A 17,868-nucleotide genomic window follows, 5' to 3' on the forward strand; every position below is an offset into this window, starting at 1 on the left:
AGTGACTGTCGTCCAAGCGTGAGTGCTGTCATGGATGGTACGCGATCTGGTGGACAACCAACAGATTGCTCACAAGCTGAATCCATTCGAGTTGTTCGTCTCGTGATCTTCGTAATGACCGAATATGTCGGTCACTTCGGGTGTCGCACCGGTGCCGGAGTACACCGTCAACAGGTCTCCTTCTTCTATACGTGTTTGACCCCGCGGAGTGATGGGTGACTCCGCCTCGTCCCGTTCGATCGCAACAACGAGCGTCTCTTCGTCAAGCAATCCTTCCTCGTCCGCTTCGATGAGGGTCAGACCGGCGATCGGTGCGTCCTCTCCGACCGTGATCTCGAACACTTCGGCGACATCGCCGACCCGCATGTAATCGACGATGGACGGGCGATCCACAGATCGGAACAGCGATTCTGCAATGAGGCGCTGTGGATTCTGCATCGTGTTGACGCCGATTTGACTAAAGACGGACATATGCTCCGGGTTGTGAACCACCGAGACGATTGCGGGAATATCGAGTTCCTTTGCGAGCAAGCAGATCATGATGTTGGTCGCGTCCTGATCCGTCGTCGAAATAATGGCGTCTGCGCGGTCGGCCCCCGCGTCTTCCAACGTCTCTTTGACCGTCGCGTCCGCGTTGATGACCATACAGTCGAACTCGCTGGCGACCTGGTCTGCCCTCGCGGCGTCTCTTTCGATGACGACGACTTCGTATCCGGTTCTCGTTGCGATTTCGATGAGCGGGGTTCCGATATCGCCCGCCCCGATGATGATAATGTACATGTTGATCACACCTCCAGTCGCCGCAGCAGCGCTTCACGAATTGACATCGCCGATTCTTCCGGGCCACGAGCCATCACGACGGTCCGATCGACTTCTGCACCGACCGTCTCCGGGAGCGACCCGAATACCGCTTGAGAGATCGTCCCAGATCGGGTGGCTCCGACACAGATCGTATCGTATTCTTCAGCGGCGTCGATGATCGCTCGTTCGGTATCCTCAGCAACTCTGATCTCGGTATTGTATGTCATGTATTTGATTCCAGCACGTTCGGCTAATTCTTCGATCACTGCTTCACCACGCTCGGTGGGAGAACTGTCCTCGTCACTATCCGTCTCCGGAGGCTGGACGTTGAGCAACGTCAGCGACGACTCGTCGTCGGTTGCGGACACGAATTCGGCCGCTCGCCGAGCCGCAACCGGTGCATGGGGGCCTCTTCCGGCGAGGACCATGATATCGCCCTCGCCACGTCCGTCCTCCGGACCGAGCTTCACCAGCGTTGCGTCACACGGAGCCCGTCCGATGACGGGATCGATGGTCGATCCGAGGACGTGTTCGCGCCGGCTGCGGGTGCCCTGCCAACCGAGGAGAACGTGATCCGCGTCCTCCTCCTCGATGACGTCCAGTATGACGGAGCCGGCGTTTCGACCGACAATTGCTCGCGTCTGCAGACCGATATCAAGGTCGGCGGCGATGTCCCGAGCGGAATCCAGCAGCTCCCGTTGCCGCGTGACTCGCTCCTCCTCGAAGGTGAGGTCCTGTGAGAGCGACGTCTGGCGAGGGACCTCGATGACGTTCACGGCGATAACCTCGGCCTGATCGTCTTCGTGGGCGTGAGCGCTCGCTGCGGCCATTCGAAGGAGATCCTGTTCCGTCTCCGGATTCGCAACCGGAACGACCACGCGATAGTGATCTTCGCTATTCGTCGTCGCAGTCGGCTCGGGAGCGATCGCTTCACCGACGAGGCTCTCGCTCAGGGCGCGGTCGCGCGCGTACACGTAGTACCACCCGATACCGAAGAGGACGAGGACCGTTCCGATCGTCCCGACCGCCGTCGGGGTAACCGGAAGAGCGAGCGCGATTGGCCCGGCTGAGAGGACCATCGGGACGAAATCGATCGACATCTGCACGAGAACGGCCAGACAAGCGAGCATTCCGACGATCGGAACGACTGGATACAGGATCGACGGGATCTGGAAGGCAGGATCGTACGCGTCCGGATTCGCTCGGCGCAGGACAACGACGGTAACGTGAACGAGAGCGTACGTCACGAGATACATGAAGCTCGCCACCTCAGCGAGCGTGCCGATCCCGACACCGATAGCGATCAGCACGAGAGTAATGATACCGGTCGCCGTGATCGCCCGGTAGGGCGTTCGAAACCGCTCGTGCACTTCGTTGAGCCAGTTGACGAGAATGCGGTCCCGGCCCATTGCGAAATTAACGCGAGCGGCCGAAAGGATGCTCGCGTTCGCGCTCGAAACCGTTGCCAAGACGGCACCGACGATCATCGCTAGCGCGCCGATCGTGCCCATGAACTCCGTCGCCACGTCGGCAACCGGAATCTGTGAGGCGGCCAACGCATCGATCGACAGCGTGCCCGTTGAGACGAACATTACACCGACGTACATCAGCGTCGGCGTCACCACCGAGGCGATCATTGCGAGCGGGAGATTCCGGCTGGGGTTCTTGATCTCCTCGGCACTGGTTGCGATCACTTCGAACCCGATGAACGTCACGTACACCGTCCCGATTGTCGCTGCAACGGCCGGCCAGCCGTTCGGATTGAACTCTCCGATCGTCGGGCCGCTGATGATACCGAGCGCGAGGAACGCGACGATAAGGCCCACAAGCGTGAGGACGATGACGTTCTGCAGCGAGCCGGTCTCTTTGACACCGTAGTAGTTGACAGCGGTCAACAGCGCCGCCATCACGAGCGCGGCGACGGTGATCCCGATCTGGCCCCAGCCGGCGAGGAAACCGATGTACTGCCCGAGTCCCGGGAGGAGGTACTGGCCGAAGCCGATCATGTAGAAGGCCGAGGCGAACGTCAGCCCGGCCCACATCCCCCACCCGACGATACTCCCGAAGAACGGGCCGAGCGCACGATTGACGTAGTAGTAGCTGCCACCGGCCTTCGGCATCCCAGTCGCCAGCTCCGAGAGCGAGAGCGCGGCTAACAACGACACGATTCCCCCAGCGAAGAACGAGAGCATACTGGCGGGACCGGCCTGTTGGGCGGCGATGCTCGGAAGGACGAAAATCCCCGCTCCGATCATCGTGCCCAGACCGATCGTGTACGCCTCAAGGAAGCCGAGGTCACGAGCCAGCTCTTGGTCCGTTTCACTCATCGTAGACCACCCTTGTCGTTGTGGGCGCCGCTCCGTGTGTGCATATTCGAGTCGAATCGACCGTCATTCGCTTCCGTCCTCCTCTGGAAGTGCGATAACCGGCCTATCTGCGTCCGTGATCAATTTGAGAGCGACATCGCCGGAGAGGAACTGGACGATCCGGCTCCCTCCCCGGGGACGGAACGCGACCGCACTGGCGTCCACATCCGCCGCGACATCGATGATGGCCTCAACCACATCTCTCCGATAGGTGAGTTCCTCATCTGCCTCCGGGATGATGTCTCGAAACGCAGCAAACGCGTCTGCAGCTCGTTGTTCTGCCTGTTCAACCGAGAGCTTGTCAGGAACTCCTTCACCCTTCTCAACGACGTGAACGACAGTTACCTGACCGTACTCGTAGGCGCTGAGGATGCGTGCTGTCGCTCGCGCATCTTCCTCGTTTGCAACCGGGACGACGAGATGGTCAGTTAGTGGTTCATGCATGATTTATTCCTCCGTCTCAGTATCGACGTCGTCACTCCCGCAATTCGGACAGACGTCTACCCCGCGGTCGAACGTCCGTCCACAGCTTTCACACCGTGCCTCCGCCACGTTATGGAGATCCCCGAGATACGCCCAGTGCAGCGATTCCGTCCCGTCGTACTGCGGTTCACGTCGAACGTGGTACAGTGACGTAATATCCGTATTCACGCCGGGACCATCCGGATCCGGTGGGTGCTGTCGCACGAGTGCGTACGCCCCGTGGGTCTCGATTTCGAGGACTTCCCCGGCGGCGTCCGCTTCGATCTCCGCTTCGATTGGCGATCGAAGTGATTCGATGCGCCGCTCGATGTACGAAAGGAGCGATTTCAACTCGGGGAGTTCTAACGCATCGACCCGTTGAATCAGCTTCTGGGGGAGGTCGTCCGGTGGCGTCGGATCCTCATTGGTGTCACTCATGGTCTCACCTCCGTCTCGGGGAAGTATCGGGCCCATTCGGTTCGCGGGGCGCTCCGTTCGAGACGCGATCCGTATCTGTCGCCGGTGCACCGTGAGTGAACATCGTGTACGAACGGATATTACGGAACAATAAATATCTGCCGTATCAATCAACGATTCCGTAATTGAAATACTAATTTCTTTCTTATCGTTCAACCCCACTTTCAGAGTATCTATTGCGTATTGAGCCGCGTTTTCAGCAGGTCGGCTACCGATTGGCGGAGACAGCAAGCCAAGAATAGAACAGATACCAAATGACAATTTAAAAGTCTCTACGGAGCCAATTCCAACGTATAAATATGGCCCTTCAGATCGATACGATCGACGAACAGATCCTGTATTATCTGACCGAGGAAGCCCGACACACGTCCGCTCCGGATATCGCGGAGAAAGTAGATGTCTCAGCTCCGACGGTCCGAAACCGGATTCGGCGGCTCGAAGAGGAGGGAGTTATCCGAGGATACCATGCCGACGTTAATTATCAGAAAGTCGGCGGACGGCTGACTAATCACTACGTCTGCAGTACGGGAAACCGTGACCGAAAAGAGATGGCACAGCGCGTCCTCGATATTCCGGGCGTGATTAACGTCCGGGAGATCATGTCCGGGAAAGGCGACCTCCGAATTACGGTTGTCGGAACAGATACCGATGACCTCACGCGGATCGCTCAAGGAATTATTTCGCTCGGTATTGAGATCGACGACGAGGACTTGGTCCACCGGGAGTATTTCCGTCCTTATGCCCCGTTCGGGCCTCGGGATGAAGAGGTAGCCTCACCAGTCACCGGGGTCGCAGGTCTCGCTGGCGACGCCGACGTCGTCGAAGTTATTGTCAGAGAACGAGCGCCCATCGCCGGGAAAACGCTCCAAGAAGCAAACGAGGAGGAACTTATTCCCCCAGATGTGTTGGTCGTCCGGATCAACCGCGACGAGGGAACGATTACGCCAACTGGAGAGACGCTGATGAAGGAGAACGATTTCGTCACGATCCATTCCCGGTCAGGCGTCACTGAAGAGACACTCGAAGCGTTTACTGGTGACTGACCGATCCGCCAGCCGGCACTCAGATTTTCTCTACCGCGTCCGGTTTGGATGGACCCGAACCACAGATCTACCAGTGGATGGCCACCTATCGAACGAAAGCAAACACCTCGCAGTATCACGGTGTATGCCCCGCCGCAGTCATGCGATTATGACGGTACGGGCGCGACGGGATTTGAACCCGCGGCATCTTGGTCCGGAACCAAGTGCTCTGTCCGCTGAGCTACGCGCCCTCACGACCGGATATCCGCGGCGAGCGTTTAACGCTTCTGACTCGGGGCGTCGAGATCGCTCGACTGCGCTCTCTTCTCGCCCCGCTGGATCCCGTCTCGATGGAGCCACCGCCTCCGGCCTCTGTCGTCCAGTTGAGCCCGTCGACCGCCTCCTTCCACAGTCCCGTCGTCAGTTCCCACGTCGTCGACGCGATTGCCTCTCTACTGCTCTCTACCGGCTCGCCGGTCGCTCCGCCGCTCGTCGGTTCGCAGTGCCGGGATCGACCGTAGATTATTATTTTTGATAACCACGGCACGCGAGTTTATACCCCCGCGTCCATAGCGTGGACAGAGCCACCGTGACTCTCCGCCCCAGCGACCGACCGTCCGCCCCGCGGAGCGATTCCTCGTGTGGCGACGAGGATCAGACCCCGACGGGAGGGCGGCGATCGGCCGCCGCTGTGGGATCGAGACCCGGCCGAAGTGATGACACCGACACGAAGGTAGCGGGCCGCACGGCCGCGGCCGACCGCGGTTCCGACCGCTTCGTCGCGGCGGTCGCCGTCGACGGCGAGGTGTTGTTCGCGGGCCCGTCGGTGCCCGCGGTGCTCGGTATCGAGCGCGAGGCGCTGCTCGGCGACGATCTGCTGGAACACGTCCACCCGAACGACCGCACTCCCGTCTCCGACGCGCTCTCCGCGGTCGCGACCGACCGGACCGTCACCCACCGGCTCCGGCACGCGAGCGGCGGCTTCATCTGGGTCGAGTCCGTCGTCGACGAGGAGCTCGCCCCGGAGTTCGGTGGTCGCGTCGTCACTGCCCGTCGCGTCGACATCGACCGAGCCTTCCCGGAGCGATTCCGGCAGTTCCTGGAGTACGGCACCGACATCGTCACCGTCGTCGACGCCAACGGGCTGGTCCGGTACGAGAGCCCGTCGGTCGAGGAGGTGTTCGGCTACGAGCAGGGGTCGACCGTCGGCCGGTCGCCGCTCGGGTACGTCCACCCCGACGACCGCGAGCGCGTGACGGAGCGGTTCTACCGCGCCCTCGCCGATCCCGAGGCGGCGCCCATCATGGAGTACCGGTACCTCACCGCCGACGGCGACTGGGTCTGGCTGGAATCGCGGACGCGATCCCTACCCGACGACGCCGCGGTCGGCCGACTCCTCATCAACTCCCGGGACGTGAGCGAGCGGAAGGCGCGCGAACGCCGGCTCACCGACCGCAACGAGCGGCTCGACCGGTTCACCAGCATCGTCTCTCACGACCTCCGGAACCCGCTGTCCGTGATCCGCGCGTCGATGGAAATGGCGCGGCTGAAGGAAGACACCGACCCGCTGGAGCGCGGCGAGCGCGCGGTCGACCGGATCGACCAGCTCGTCTCCGAGCTGTTGACGCTCGCCCGACAGGGGTCGGGGATCGACGAACCGACCGAGTTCGACCTCGAAGGGGCCGTCCGCGAGGCGTGGGCGACCGCCGGGAGCGACGACGCGACCCTCGTCGTCGACGCCGACGCCCGCGTTCGCGGCGACCGCGGGCGCCTCCGGCAGGCGCTGGAGAACCTGTTCCGAAACAGCGTTGAACACGCCGGCGAGCCCGCCGGTGCCCTCACGGTCTTCGTGAGCGCGACCGAGGAGGGGTTCCTCGTCGTCGACGACGGTTCCGGGATCGACCCCGAGGACCGCGAGGACGTGTTCGACCCCGGCTTCACAACCAGCGCCGACGGAACGGGATACGGGCTCGACATCGTCCGGGAGGTCGTCGAGTCCCACGGGTGGTCGATCGAACTCCGCCCGGACGCGGACGCCGTCGACTTCTCGCCTCATGTCCCGCGGCCGAACGGCGCGTGCTTCGTCGTCGAGGCGCCGGACCCCGACGCGGTCACGGCGGCAGAGCCGTGGGTCGACGGGTGAGACCGGCGAATCCGTCTGAAGCGCAAGCGGCACCGTGTCGGCGTCCCGTCGCGTTTATTTCTCCCGGCCGCCAATCCGGACCGTGACCCCTCTCGACGCCACGATCCGCCGGGTCGAGCGCACGGACCTGCTCGCGGTGGTGCGGATCGAGCGGGCGTGCTTCTCGGACCCGTGGCCGTACGACGCCTTCGAGCGGCTGCTCGACGAGCCCGCGTTCCTCGTTGCCGAGCGCGACGGCGGGGTCGTCGGCTACGTCGTCGCGGACGCCACGCCGAACCACGGCCGCGATATCGGCCACGTTAAGGATCTCGCGGTTCACCCGTCGGCGCGGGGCGAAGGGCTCGGCCGAGGACTCCTCCGCTCGGCGCTCGCGCGGCTCCGGGGCGTCGGCGTCGCGGTCGTTCGGCTGGAGGTCCGCGAGAGCAACGCGGTCGCCCAGTCGCTGTACGCCGACGAGGGGTTCGAGCCGGTCCGCCGCGTCTCGAACTACTACCAGGACGGCGAGGACGCGATCGTCCTCGTCGTCGATCTCGCCGAGTGGACGGCGGTGGAGTGATCGCCGGCGGAGCGATCTGGCCGCCCGCTCCACCGGTTCCGCCCGCGAGGCTCCGCTTTTGACAAGCCTTAGTGTTCGGCGCGCGAATCGATCGATATGAGTTCGGTGCCCGAGCGAGCGGAGATCGACGAGGCGTACAAGTGGGACCTCCAGAGCATCTACGAGGACGACGAGGCGTGGGAGGCCGCCTACGAGTCGGTCTCTGACCGGGTCGACGAGCTGCGCGACTACGAGGGACGCGTCACCGAGGACGCCGCGACCCTGCTGGAGCTGCTCGAGCTCCGCGAGGAGATATTCCGGGAGCTCCAGCAGGTGACGACGTACGCCCGGCTCCGCAGCGCCGAGGACACGCGGAACCAGGAGTATCAGGCGATGTCGGCGAAGGCGTCCTCGCTGGGTTCCGAGGCGTCGAGCGCGCTCTCGTATCTCGAACCCGAGCTGCAGTCGCTCACCGAGGCGGCGGTCGCGGAGTTTCTCGACGCCGAGCCCGACTTGGAGACGTACGAGCACTACCTCGACGATGTGTTGCGGATGAAAGCGCACACGCGCTCGGCGGAGATCGAGGAGGTGCTCGCCGACCTCTCCGAGGTCACCGACGCGCCGAGCGAGATCTACTCGATGCTGACGAACGCCGACATGACCTACGGCGTCGTCGAGGACCCCGACGGCGAGGAGGTCGAGATCACGCAGGCGAACTTCACGAAGCTCCAGACGAACCCGGACCGCGCGTTCCGCCGTCGCGTCCACGAGACGTTCTACGAGCAGTGGGGCGACGTCCGCAACACGGTCGGCACCTCGCTCGAGAAGGCCGTCCGCGAGCACGCGACGAGCGCTGACATCCGCGGCTACGACTCCGCCCGCGCGGCCTCGCTCGACGGCTCGAACGTCCCGGTCGAGGTGTACGACACCCTCGTCGACACGGTCGACGACAACCTCGACGTGCTCCACCGGCACGCCGAGCTGAAGGAGGCGGCCCTCGGCGTCGACCAACTCGAGAGCCACGACCTCTACATGTCGCTGACGGGCGATCAGGGCCCCGACGTGGAGTACGACCAAGCCCGCGAGTGGGTGATCGAGGCGGTCGCGCCGCTCGGCGAGGCGTACCAGGATCGGCTGGCCGAGGGGCTCGACTCGCGGTGGGTCGACGCCTACGAGAACCGCGGGAAGCGCTCCGGCGCGTTCTCGTCGGGCACCTACGACACCCAGCCGTACATCATGATGAACTACCAGGACGACATCGCCTCGATGTACACGCTGGCGCACGAGCTCGGCCACTCGATGCACTCCGAGCTCGCGGGCGACGCCCAGCCGTGGCACGACGCGAGCTACGAGATCTTCGTCGCCGAGATCGCCTCGACGGTCAACGAGACGCTGCTCACCCACCACCTGCTCGACACCGTCGAGGACGACGAGCTGCGGACGCACGTGCTCGACGAGTACCTCGAGCGCTTCCGTTCCACCCTCTTTCGGCAGACGATGTTCGCGACGTTCGAACAGCGGATCCACGAGCGCGTGGAGGCCGGCGACGCGCTCACCCCCGACGCCTTCGACGAGATCTACGCCGAGCTGAAGGGCGACTACTACGCGCCGGGCGAGCTGACCGGGGGTATCGAACGCGAGTGGGAGCGGATTCCGCACTTTTACTACAACTTCTACGTCTACCAGTACGCGACCGGCATCTCCGCGGCCGCCGCCGTCGTCGAGCGCGTCCTCGACGAGGGCGAGCCCGCCGCCGCCGACTACCGCGAGATGCTGTCGGCCGGCGGCTCCGACTATCCGCTGAACGTCGTCGAGCTCGCGGGCATCGACATGGCCTCGCCCGACCCGATCGAGTCGGCCGTCGGGATCTACGACGACTACCTCGACGAGATCGCGGCGCTGCTCGACCTGGAGTAGTCGGTTCGAAGCGATCTCGTGACGCTCTGTTTATAAATCGCTCACGCCGGGCGCATCGCCCTTTCTTCCCTGCCCTTCGTCCGCTCGCCGCTCCCCCTCCTCGTCTGCTCGCCGACACCAATATTTGTCATGTTAATTTATTATACTACCGCGAGACCGGGTAGACGGACCACACGCTATGACTCACGTAACACTAGACGTCGCCAAGGAGATCATCGCGGCCGCGGAGGAGGAGGCCGCGGCGATCGACGTGCCGATGTGTATCGCGGTGATGGACGACGGCGCGAACCTCGTGGGGTTCCACCGGATGGACGGCGCGCTGCTCGGGAGCGTCGACATCGCCCAGAACAAGGCGTACTCCTCGGTGTCGCTGAAGTTGGACACCGAGGCGATCCACGAGGCGTCACAGCCGGGCGAGTCGCTGTACGGGATCGGGAACACGAACGACGGGCGAATCGTCACCTTCGGTGGCGGGTTTCCGCTAGAGGCCGACGACGGAACAGTCGTCGGCGGCGTGGGCGTCTCCGGTGGCAGCGTCGACGAAGACATGGCGGTCGCACAGGCGGGGGTGGAGCGCTTCGAGGAGCTCTGAGGGCGCTGCCGCATTCGGTGGCCTCGGACACCGTCTCACCGGACGCGTCGATGAGCGCGCGAACCGCTCAGTGACGTCCCGCACTCACTTATAAACAGAGACCGATCACGTCCGAACGGCGATCACCGTCCCGGCACCGATTTATCGCTCGCCCGTGAGGCGTCGATCATGGACGAACGCGTACGCGAGCACGCCGCGATGCTCGTCGACTGGAGCGCGCGGGTCGACGCCGGCGACGACGTCGTCGTCAGCGTCGCCGAGGACGCCCACGACCTCGGCGTCGCCGTCGCCGAGGCGCTCGGCGAGCGCGGGGCGACCGTCACGACGCTGTACGGCTCCGACGAACTCTCCCGAGCATATTTAAAAGGCGCCGAGGCGGGAGTCGATAGCGGCGACAGCGACGACAGCGGCGACAGCGACGATAGCGGTGACGCCGACGACGCCGACGACACTCCTATCTTCGACGACGATCTCGCCGTCGACCGCGCGATCTTCGAGGCCGCCGACGCCTACCTCCGGATCGGCGGCGGCCGCAACACCACCGCGACCGCGGACGTCTCCCCCGAAACCCGACGGGCGTACGCGAAAGCGCGGAAGGGCGTTCGCGAGGCCCGGATGGACACCGACTGGGTGTCGACGGTCCACCCGACCCGGAGCCTCGCGCAGCAGGCCGGGATGGCGTACGAGGAGTACCGCGACTTCGTCTACGACGCCGTCCTCCGCGACTGGGAGGCGCTCGCCGCCGAGATGTCGGAGATGAAAGCGGTCCTCGACGCGGGCGAGGAGGTCCGGCTCGTCACCGAGCGCGACGACGCGCCCGACACCGACGTGACGATGTCGATCGCGGGCCGCACCGCGGTCAACTCCGCCGCCTCCGTGGCGTACGACTCGCATAACCTCCCGTCCGGCGAGGTGTTCACCGCCCCGTACGACACCGCGGGCGAGGCGTTCTTCGACGTCCCCATGACGATCGACGCGACCCGCGTCCGGGACGTGCGCCTCGTCTTCGAGGGCGGCGAGGTCGTCGACTTCGCGGCCGAAGCGGGCGAGGACGCGCTCGCAGACATCCTCGACACCGACGCGGGCGCCCGCCGGCTCGGCGAGCTCGGAATCGGGATGAACCGCGGGATCGACCGGTTCACCGACTCGATCCTCTTCGACGAGAAGATGGGCGACACGGTCCACATGGCGGTCGGCCGCGCCTACGACGCCTGCCTCCCCGAGGGGGAGTCGGGCAACGACAGCGCGGTCCACGTCGACATGATCAGCGACGTGAGCGAGCGCTCCCGAATGGAAGTCGACGGGGAGGTCGTCCAGCGCGACGGGACGTTCCGGTGGGAGGACGGGTTCGAGGAGTAGGCGGAATGCGAGGAGGAGACGGAATGCGAGGAGGAGACGGAATGCGAGGAGGAGACGGAATACGAGGAGGAGACGGAATACGAGGAGGAGACGGAAGTCGGAGCGTGGGCGCGGTTCCGGGTCGCCGGACTACTGCAAGACGGGCCGTTCCCCGGAGGCCGCGGGCGCCACCGTGTCCGGACGCTCCGCAACCGCGTCCCAATCCTCGATACACGTCACGCAGAGGTAGTACGCGAACCCGTCGACGTCGCAGTGATGGACCGGTGCGTCGATACCGCACTTTTCGCAGTTCATACGGAGTTCCTTCGACAACCAACAGAAATACTTTCTGTTCCGGATCTCACGATCCTGAACGGGCCTAAGATCAGTTGATCCGGCGGTTCCGCCGCCGGTCCAGTCCGATTACCGCAGCGCGTCGAGATCGAACTCGAAGGCGGCGACTGGCACCTCGAGGTCGTGTTCGACGAGGACCGCGGGGTGGAGCTCGCCGATGACGCCGACGCGTTCGCCGTCGATCTCGACCGCGGCGGTCCGACCGTCGATGAACGTCGGGTGCTCGATGCGGGGCGTCGCCAGCTCGGCGCCGAAGTCGTCGCACACCGCCTGCAGGCGGCCCTTCGCGGCCTCGTAGGAGGCGTCGCGCCGGGCCACCGCGCCGGCGACGTGACGGCGCTCGGCGACGTTCGTGCTCTCCGCGTCGTCGCGCTCGGCGACGAAGCCGACCTCCGCGACGTCCTGCGGGTACGCGTTGTGGGTGTTCCGCTCTAACAGCATGACGAGCGAGGGGAGCGCCCACGTGCGGAGCTGGGTGTACTCCTCGCTGTACGGCTCCGTGATCTCGACGGGGGCGCCGCCGCCGACGATACCGGCGCCCGCGAGCGCCGGGCGCGCTCCGGAGTCGGCGTCCGCCTCGGCGACCGCGGCGCCGCCGGTCCCCGGCTCCACGTTCATGCGGTCGTAGTTCTCGGGCCCGCTCGTCATGTGGAAGTTCAGCAGGTCCTCGAACCCGAGCCCGACGAGGCTCGTCCGAACCGCGTCCTCCAGTCGGGAGCGCTCGTGTCGCCCGCCGACGGTCCCCACGTCGGGATAGCGCGGCTCCAACTCGTCGAACCCGTACGCGCGACCCACGTCGTCGACGAGATCGAGCGGGTGAAGCACGTCGACGCGGTACGGCGGGATCGCCACCTCGTAGGTCACGTCCTCGTCGAGGGTGTAGGAGGCGTCGAGGCCGGCACGCTCGAAGCAGTCGACGACTTCCTCCCGCTCGAAGTCGACGCCGAGCAGCGTCTCGATGCGGTCGTGCGAGACGGCCTTCTCGTCGACGTCGAAGTTCGGCCGGACCAGCTCCGCGCCGTACTCGCTCGGGGCGGTCGCGCCGTCGGCGTAGCTCACCTCGACCGCCTCGATCGTCGCGCCCCGCGCCGAAAGCGCGTAACAGATGATGTTGCACATCCGGTCGATCGTCCACTGGTCGGTGCCGGTGAGCTCGACGAACAGTTCCCGGGATCCCGTCGTCACCTCGGTCCGCTTCCCGTTGATGACGGGCGGGAACGAGAAGAGGCCGAGCTCGTCGTAGATCGCGGGATACCGATCCAGACCTTCGACGAGGTCGGCGTACGTCCGGCCGGTGTCGTGTTCGGCGAGCACCGCGTCGGGGGTGAGCTCGTTGTTCGCGTCCAGCGGGACGAACGTGTCGCCGTCGGGCTCGACGCCGCGGTAGGTGATCGACGGCTCCGACCCCTCCTGGAGCGGTGCGCCCTTGACCATCGCGAGGTCGTGGATCCCGATCGCGCCCTTCGCGCGGCCCCGACCCATCGTCGCGTGAAGCTTCTCCTGCAGCTGGATCAGGGATTCGAGCGCGCCCTCGTCGAGGTCGACGCCGCGGATCACCGCGCCCGTGACGTAGGGGCGCTCGTCCGGGACCGACTCGTCGACTTCGATCGTCCACTCGGAGTCGTTCGTCTCGGGGACGTAGACGCCGCGGTCGTCTCCGTAGTGGTAGCGCAGCGAGCGCGCCACGCCCTCGACGGAGAGCCGGTCGAGCCTGTCGGGCGCGAACTCGAACTGGAGGAGACCGTCGTCGGTCTCCCCCTCGAACTCCAGCCCGAGCCCGAACAGGTCCTGCTTGAACTCCTCGTCGCTGGTGTCGGTGCGGCCGGTGAGCCCGCGCAGCTCGTCGGTGTCGAGGTCGACGACGGGCATCAGTAGCTCACCTCCGCGTTCCGCAGGAAGTCGATGTCGGCCAAGGTCCCGTGGAGGTCGCGGATGTCCTCCGCGCCGGTGGTCAGCATCGCGAGCCGTTCGAGGGCGAGCCCCCACGCCATCACGTCGCAGTCGACGCCGAGCGGGCCGGTGACCTCCTCGCGGAACACCCCGGAGTTCCCGATCTCGATCTCCTCGCCCGTCTCCGGATGCTCGCCGAACAGCTCGAAGGAGGGCTCCGTGTAGGGGTTGTAGTGCGGCTTGAATCGGATGTCCGTGATTCCGAACTGGCGGTAGAACTCCTCGAAAGTACCCATCAGGTCGCGCACGGAGAGGTCCTCGGCCATCACCCACCCCTCGATCTGGAAGAACTCCAGGAGATGCGTCGGGTCGAGCGTGTCGTTGCGGTACACCTTCTCGACGGAGAAGTAGCGCTGCGGTGGATCCAGTTCGGCGCCCGCGATCCCCGAGAGGTAGCGCATCGACAGCGAAGTGGTGTGGCCTCGGAGGGCGACCTCGCGGGCGAACTCCTCGGACCACGGCGAGTGGTAGCCGTCGCCGTCGAGGCCCCAGCCGTCGCGGTGGGCCGCCTCGACGCGGGCCATCAGCTCGTCCGGGATCCCCTCCATCGGCTCGACGTCGAGCGCGAATCGGTCCCAGTGGGTCCGCGCCGGGTGGTCTTGGGGCATGAACAGGCAGTCGTTGATCCAGAAGTCGCTGTCGGCGTGGGGGCCCTCCATCTCCTGAAAGCCCATGCCGACGAGGACGTCTTTCACGCGGTCGGCGGTGCGGCGGAGGACGTGCTTCCGCCCGCCGGATACCCCGGGCGCGTCGGCCTCGACGTTGTACTCGGCGAACTCAACGTCGCGCCACTCGCCGGTGGCGAGCAGCTCCGGCGTGAGCTCCGAGACGGTCTCGGTCGCCGCGACGCCCCCCATCAGTGCGTCGACGCCGTCGTCCGTCAGGGTCACCGACCGGGTGACCGACTCGGCGCGGTCGACGAGCCCGCGGGAGTCCAGCCGGTCGAGGACCGCCTCGTCGACCGCGGGGTCGTCGCCGTCGGCGAGCGCCGCGAGGACGGACGCTTCCGGGTCGGCGTCGGGGTCGGCGTCGGGAGCGACCCGAAGCTCGCCCGAGTCGATCGATCCGAACCCCTTCCGCGCGAAGTTCGAGAGCGCGATGTCGACCTCGGGTCCGTCGAGAGCGGCCTCACCGATAACCCGCCCCATCGACACCGGCGCCTCGTCGGCGTCGAGCGCGAGGCCGGCCCGGTAGAGCCGGGTCTCCGGGAGCCCGTCGGCGACGTAGCGTCGCCCCTCGTCGGTGAGGTCCACTGTCTCAGCGGTGCGCTCTGCGACGGAGCAGAGCCCCTCGTCGCGGAGGTCGAAGGCGGCGCCGACGACCGTCTCGGGCTTCAACCCGGTCTCCGTCGCGATCTCGTCTATCGTCCGTCCGTCCGTCGCGCTCGCGGCTTCGAGGACCGCGAGCTGTCGTTCCGGGAGTCGCATTCGAGTTGTATCCATACGCGTGTGGCTGGTTGGTAACGGTTCCGGCACGTCGCCGTCATGGGAGCGTGCGGACAGTCTTACTTCCCCTCGTCTGGTCTCCTAGCCGCCGACCCGAACGGTTTCTCCGCCCGGCCGCGGGGCGGGCCCGCCGCGCGTCTGTCAGCCGAAAACGAATCCGAACGCGTCGCCGCCGGCTCTCCGGGCGATACCCGCCGTGACGCGTTCAACTGCCATACGAGAGAATGCCACACGATATCTGTTAACGGTTTCGCTCCGGCTGCCGGGTAGCGACCCCACCGATGCCCTCAGCGCTCGTCTTCCGCCCGTTCTCGAAGCGCTGCGAGCCGATCGCCTAAGGGCGGCTGCACCTCGAACCACGTCGACCAGTCCCCCGTCTCCGGCTCGACTCCCCGGATCGCGGCGACGCGCTCGAAGGCGTCGGCGACGCGCTCCGCACCGACTGCGTCCGCGGCGTGGTCGTCCGCCGCGTACTGCACCCGCCGTCCGACCCAGAACGCGGCGAGTCCGACGGCGATGAGCGAGGCGAAGCCGGCCTGAAACGGCACCGCGACCGTCACGATCGCCGCCAAGATCGAGAGCACCGCCGCGATCGCGACCGCGCGAAACTCGCCGTAGTACGTCTCGACTCTCCCCGCCTCGGCCGCGAGGAGGCCGATGGCGACCTCCTCATCGAGCGCGTTGAGCACGCTCTCCGTGACGAACAGCACGCGTCTGCCGGGCGGGCCGCGGACGCCGACATCGACCCGACCGGTCCCCGACTCATCCCGACCGGTCCCTGACCCGTCCGCCGTCTCTCCGTCGTCGATCTCGATCGCGACTCGGTCGACGTCGAGTCCGGCGGTCTCGCGGAACGTAGCGAGCCGTTCCCGCTCCTCGGCCGTCGGCTCCCGCAGATCGCGGAAGCGGTCGGCGGCGTAGAGCGGCCCGACCTCGACCGCGAGGAGGGCGACGACGGCGACGCCGACGAGGAACGCGCCAGTGATCATGCCCGTTTGTCCGCCCCCAATCGGGTAAAACGACCCGATGTCCCGCGCTCGACCCCCCGTCAGCTGGGGACCCGCCCGGCCAGATCCCGAACCGCTCGCGCGGCGTCGCTCTCGGGCGCGGCGTCGGTGACCGGCCGCTCCGTCGCGACCGAGCGGCCCACACGTGGATCAGCGGGAATCACCGCTGCGGGCGCACCCAGCGCGTCGGCGACCGCGTCGGTCGGCGGCTCCTCGGTTACCCGGTTGAGCGCGCAGCCCACGAGTCCGGCGTCGAGCTCGCGGGCGAGCTCTCGGGTCCGGATCGCGTCGGCCAACGCGAACGCCCGCGGGGAGACGACCAGCAGGCACGCGTCCGCGACCGCGAGCGGGACGCCGGCGTCCGCACGTCGGCCGGCCGGACAGTCGAGGACGGCGACGCCGCGCTCCCGCTCGATCGCCGCCACCGCGTCGTTCAGCGCCGACAGGTCGCAGGCGCGGGCGCCGGCGAGCGTCCGCCCGCAGGGAACGACGTCGACCGGGCCGGTCCGAACGGTCTCGGTCGGGTCGGCGCGCCCGGCGAGCACGTCGTGGAGGTCCGGACCGCGGCCGCCGGGGAGGTCGGCCATGCCGAGGTCCGCGTCGACGACGACCGCGTCGAGCGCGGCGGCGACGTTGTACGCGAGCGTCGTCTTCCCGACGCCGCCCTTGCCGCCGGCGACGGCGAGGATCACGCGAGCCGCTCCAGCGCCCCGACGGGGACCTCGGTTTCGGCCGCGCGATCGGCCAGCGACGCCGCGCGCTCGCTCACCGCTCGGAGTCGCTCCGCGTCGGCATCGACCCGGCTCGCAAGGTCGGCGATCGCGTCGACGCCGCCCGCGTCCGCGACCACTTCGGTCGCCGTTTCCACGTCGGCGTCGGCCAGTCGCTCCGCCCGATCGACCCGAGTCTCGACCGCGGCGAACCAGTCGTCGACCGCGTCTGGCGTCGCTCGTCCGGACTCGCCGGTATCGCTGCGCTCACTGTCGGCGCCGTGTGCGTCACCGAGCGGAGTAGTGTCGTCACGGCGCTCGCCGACACCGTGAGCCCCGTCGACCGCCGCGCGCGGCGGCCGGTACTCGGCGAGGTCGCGGAGCGCGTCGGCCGGCGTCGAGTCGGCGTCCCCGCCATCGCTGGTGGAGCCGGCAATTCCGCGAGCGGACTCGTCCGGATCGACCGATGTGATCTCGACGATCTCCACCGGTGGATCGACGGGTGGAGCCGGTACCGCGAAGCCGAACCCGCGCCGCTCGCCCGGGCCGATCTGCAGGGTCACCCCGCTCGCGTCCCACCCGTCAATCGGTACGCCGGCCCGCCGCGGGGGCAACACCGGCGCGTCGAATCGGCTCTCGACTCGCACGCGCCGCGGAACGGCGTCGTCGTTGCGTGCCCGACAGCGCACCAGCGACGCGTCACCCGCCCGGTCGACGGTCCACGAGAGATCCATACGCGGGCTGTCGCG

General features: G+C 66.4%; 16 protein-coding genes and 1 tRNA gene. 6 read left to right on the forward strand and 11 right to left on the reverse strand.

Going from position 1 to position 17,868, the window contains the following annotated elements:
* Positions 1-69 precede the first annotated feature (69 nt).
* From OQF71_RS00225 to OQF71_RS00240, 4 genes are all read right to left on the reverse strand, one after another.
* Positions 70-780, reverse strand: a complete 711-nt coding sequence (locus OQF71_RS00225) for a TrkA family potassium uptake protein (protein ID WP_280584990.1) — start codon at positions 778-780, stop codon at positions 70-72.
* A 5-nt stretch (positions 781-785) separates the two neighbouring features.
* Positions 786-3,128 carry an amino acid permease gene (locus tag OQF71_RS00230; RefSeq protein WP_280584991.1) on the reverse strand — a complete coding sequence of 781 codons (2,343 nt, stop codon included), beginning with the start codon at positions 3,126-3,128 and terminating at the stop codon, positions 786-788.
* A gap of 63 nt (positions 3,129-3,191) precedes the next feature.
* On the reverse strand, positions 3,192-3,611 hold the full coding sequence (locus OQF71_RS00235) for a universal stress protein (protein ID WP_280584993.1): 420 nt from the start codon (positions 3,609-3,611) through the stop codon (positions 3,192-3,194).
* Positions 3,612-3,614: 3 nt separating this feature from the next.
* Positions 3,615-4,067 carry a zinc ribbon domain-containing protein gene (locus OQF71_RS00240; protein WP_280584995.1) on the reverse strand — a complete coding sequence of 151 codons (453 nt, stop codon included), beginning with the start codon at positions 4,065-4,067 and terminating at the stop codon, positions 3,615-3,617.
* A gap of 338 nt (positions 4,068-4,405) precedes the next feature.
* On the opposite strand from OQF71_RS00240, the gene OQF71_RS00245 reads away from it, so the two are divergent.
* Complete coding sequence (locus OQF71_RS00245; RefSeq protein WP_280584998.1) at positions 4,406-5,149, forward strand: Lrp/AsnC family transcriptional regulator; 744 nt, start codon at positions 4,406-4,408, stop codon at positions 5,147-5,149.
* Positions 5,150-5,306: 157 nt separating this feature from the next.
* Here OQF71_RS00245 and OQF71_RS00250 read toward each other — a convergent pair.
* Positions 5,307-5,379 (reverse strand) — tRNA-Arg (locus OQF71_RS00250).
* Positions 5,380-5,933: 554 nt separating this feature from the next.
* Here OQF71_RS00250 and OQF71_RS00255 point away from each other — a divergent pair.
* The 5 genes from OQF71_RS00255 to OQF71_RS00275 all read left to right on the forward strand — a co-directional run bounded on the left by OQF71_RS00255 (position 5,934) and on the right by OQF71_RS00275 (position 11,674).
* Entirely contained in the window at positions 5,934-7,271 is a 1,338-nt protein-coding gene (locus OQF71_RS00255) for a PAS domain-containing protein (protein WP_280585042.1), read from the forward strand.
* Between the two features lie 82 nt (positions 7,272-7,353).
* Positions 7,354-7,827: a ribosomal protein S18-alanine N-acetyltransferase gene (gene rimI, locus OQF71_RS00260; protein ID WP_280585000.1), complete on the forward strand. Its 474-nt coding sequence runs from the start codon at positions 7,354-7,356 to the stop codon at positions 7,825-7,827.
* Between the two features lie 96 nt (positions 7,828-7,923).
* Positions 7,924-9,723: an oligoendopeptidase F gene (pepF, locus tag OQF71_RS00265; protein ID WP_280585002.1), complete on the forward strand. Its 1,800-nt coding sequence runs from the start codon at positions 7,924-7,926 to the stop codon at positions 9,721-9,723.
* Positions 9,724-9,901: 178 nt separating this feature from the next.
* Positions 9,902-10,315, forward strand: a complete 414-nt coding sequence (locus OQF71_RS00270) for a heme-binding protein (protein ID WP_280585004.1) — start codon at positions 9,902-9,904, stop codon at positions 10,313-10,315.
* Positions 10,316-10,483: 168 nt separating this feature from the next.
* Positions 10,484-11,674 carry an aminopeptidase gene (locus OQF71_RS00275; protein ID WP_280585005.1) on the forward strand — a complete coding sequence of 397 codons (1,191 nt, stop codon included), beginning with the start codon at positions 10,484-10,486 and terminating at the stop codon, positions 11,672-11,674.
* Between the two features lie 129 nt (positions 11,675-11,803).
* On the opposite strand, the gene OQF71_RS00280 is transcribed toward OQF71_RS00275, so the two are convergent.
* From OQF71_RS00280 to OQF71_RS00305, 6 genes are all read right to left on the reverse strand, one after another.
* Entirely contained in the window at positions 11,804-11,968 is a 165-nt protein-coding gene (locus tag OQF71_RS00280; protein ID WP_280585007.1) for a hypothetical protein, read from the reverse strand.
* Positions 11,969-12,076: 108 nt separating this feature from the next.
* Entirely contained in the window at positions 12,077-13,876 is a 1,800-nt protein-coding gene (pheT, locus tag OQF71_RS00285) for a phenylalanine--tRNA ligase subunit beta (protein WP_280585008.1), read from the reverse strand.
* Positions 13,876-15,384, reverse strand: coding sequence for a phenylalanine--tRNA ligase subunit alpha (locus OQF71_RS00290; RefSeq protein ID WP_280585010.1), 1,509 nt, complete (start codon positions 15,382-15,384; stop codon positions 13,876-13,878). Before OQF71_RS00290 ends, pheT begins: the two co-directional genes overlap by 1 nt.
* Positions 15,385-15,689: 305 nt before the next feature.
* Positions 15,690-16,391 carry a M48 family metalloprotease gene (locus tag OQF71_RS00295; protein WP_280585011.1) on the reverse strand — a complete coding sequence of 234 codons (702 nt, stop codon included), beginning with the start codon at positions 16,389-16,391 and terminating at the stop codon, positions 15,690-15,692.
* Positions 16,392-16,450: 59 nt separating this feature from the next.
* Entirely contained in the window at positions 16,451-17,101 is a 651-nt protein-coding gene (locus OQF71_RS00300) for a chromosome partitioning protein ParA (protein WP_280585012.1), read from the reverse strand.
* Complete coding sequence (locus OQF71_RS00305; protein WP_280585014.1) at positions 17,098-17,853, reverse strand: hypothetical protein; 756 nt, start codon at positions 17,851-17,853, stop codon at positions 17,098-17,100. The genes OQF71_RS00300 and OQF71_RS00305 overlap by 4 nt, the downstream gene beginning before the upstream one ends.
* Positions 17,854-17,868: the final 15 nt, after the last annotated feature.

It is taken from the genome of Halorubrum sp. Boch-26 (assembly GCF_029889805.1).
Taxonomy (GTDB): Archaea; Halobacteriota; Halobacteria; order Halobacteriales; family Haloferacaceae; genus Halorubrum.

Excerpts from the sequence above, each read along its gene's own strand:
- pheT (WP_280585008.1), bottom strand. The coding sequence starts at position 13,876 with ATGCCCGTCGTCGACCTCGACACCGACGAGCTGCGCGGGCTCACCGGC.
- OQF71_RS00290 (WP_280585010.1), bottom strand. The coding sequence starts at position 15,384 with ATGCGACTCCCGGAACGACAGCTCGCGGTCCTCGAAGCCGCGAGCGCG.
- OQF71_RS00245 (WP_280584998.1), top strand. The coding sequence starts at position 4,406 with ATGGCCCTTCAGATCGATACGATCGACGAACAGATCCTGTATTATCTG.
- OQF71_RS00230 (WP_280584991.1), bottom strand. The coding sequence starts at position 3,128 with ATGAGTGAAACGGACCAAGAGCTGGCTCGTGACCTCGGCTTCCTTGAG.
- OQF71_RS00295 (WP_280585011.1), bottom strand. The coding sequence starts at position 16,391 with ATGATCACTGGCGCGTTCCTCGTCGGCGTCGCCGTCGTCGCCCTCCTC.
- OQF71_RS00280 (WP_280585007.1), bottom strand. The coding sequence starts at position 11,968 with ATGAACTGCGAAAAGTGCGGTATCGACGCACCGGTCCATCACTGCGAC.
- OQF71_RS00225 (WP_280584990.1), bottom strand. The coding sequence starts at position 780 with ATGTACATTATCATCATCGGGGCGGGCGATATCGGAACCCCGCTCATC.
- OQF71_RS00305 (WP_280585014.1), bottom strand. The coding sequence starts at position 17,853 with ATGGATCTCTCGTGGACCGTCGACCGGGCGGGTGACGCGTCGCTGGTG.
- pepF (WP_280585002.1), top strand. The coding sequence starts at position 7,924 with ATGAGTTCGGTGCCCGAGCGAGCGGAGATCGACGAGGCGTACAAGTGG.
- OQF71_RS00240 (WP_280584995.1), bottom strand. The coding sequence starts at position 4,067 with ATGAGTGACACCAATGAGGATCCGACGCCACCGGACGACCTCCCCCAG.
- OQF71_RS00235 (WP_280584993.1), bottom strand. The coding sequence starts at position 3,611 with ATGCATGAACCACTAACTGACCATCTCGTCGTCCCGGTTGCAAACGAG.
- OQF71_RS00275 (WP_280585005.1), top strand. The coding sequence starts at position 10,484 with ATGGACGAACGCGTACGCGAGCACGCCGCGATGCTCGTCGACTGGAGC.
- OQF71_RS00270 (WP_280585004.1), top strand. The coding sequence starts at position 9,902 with ATGACTCACGTAACACTAGACGTCGCCAAGGAGATCATCGCGGCCGCG.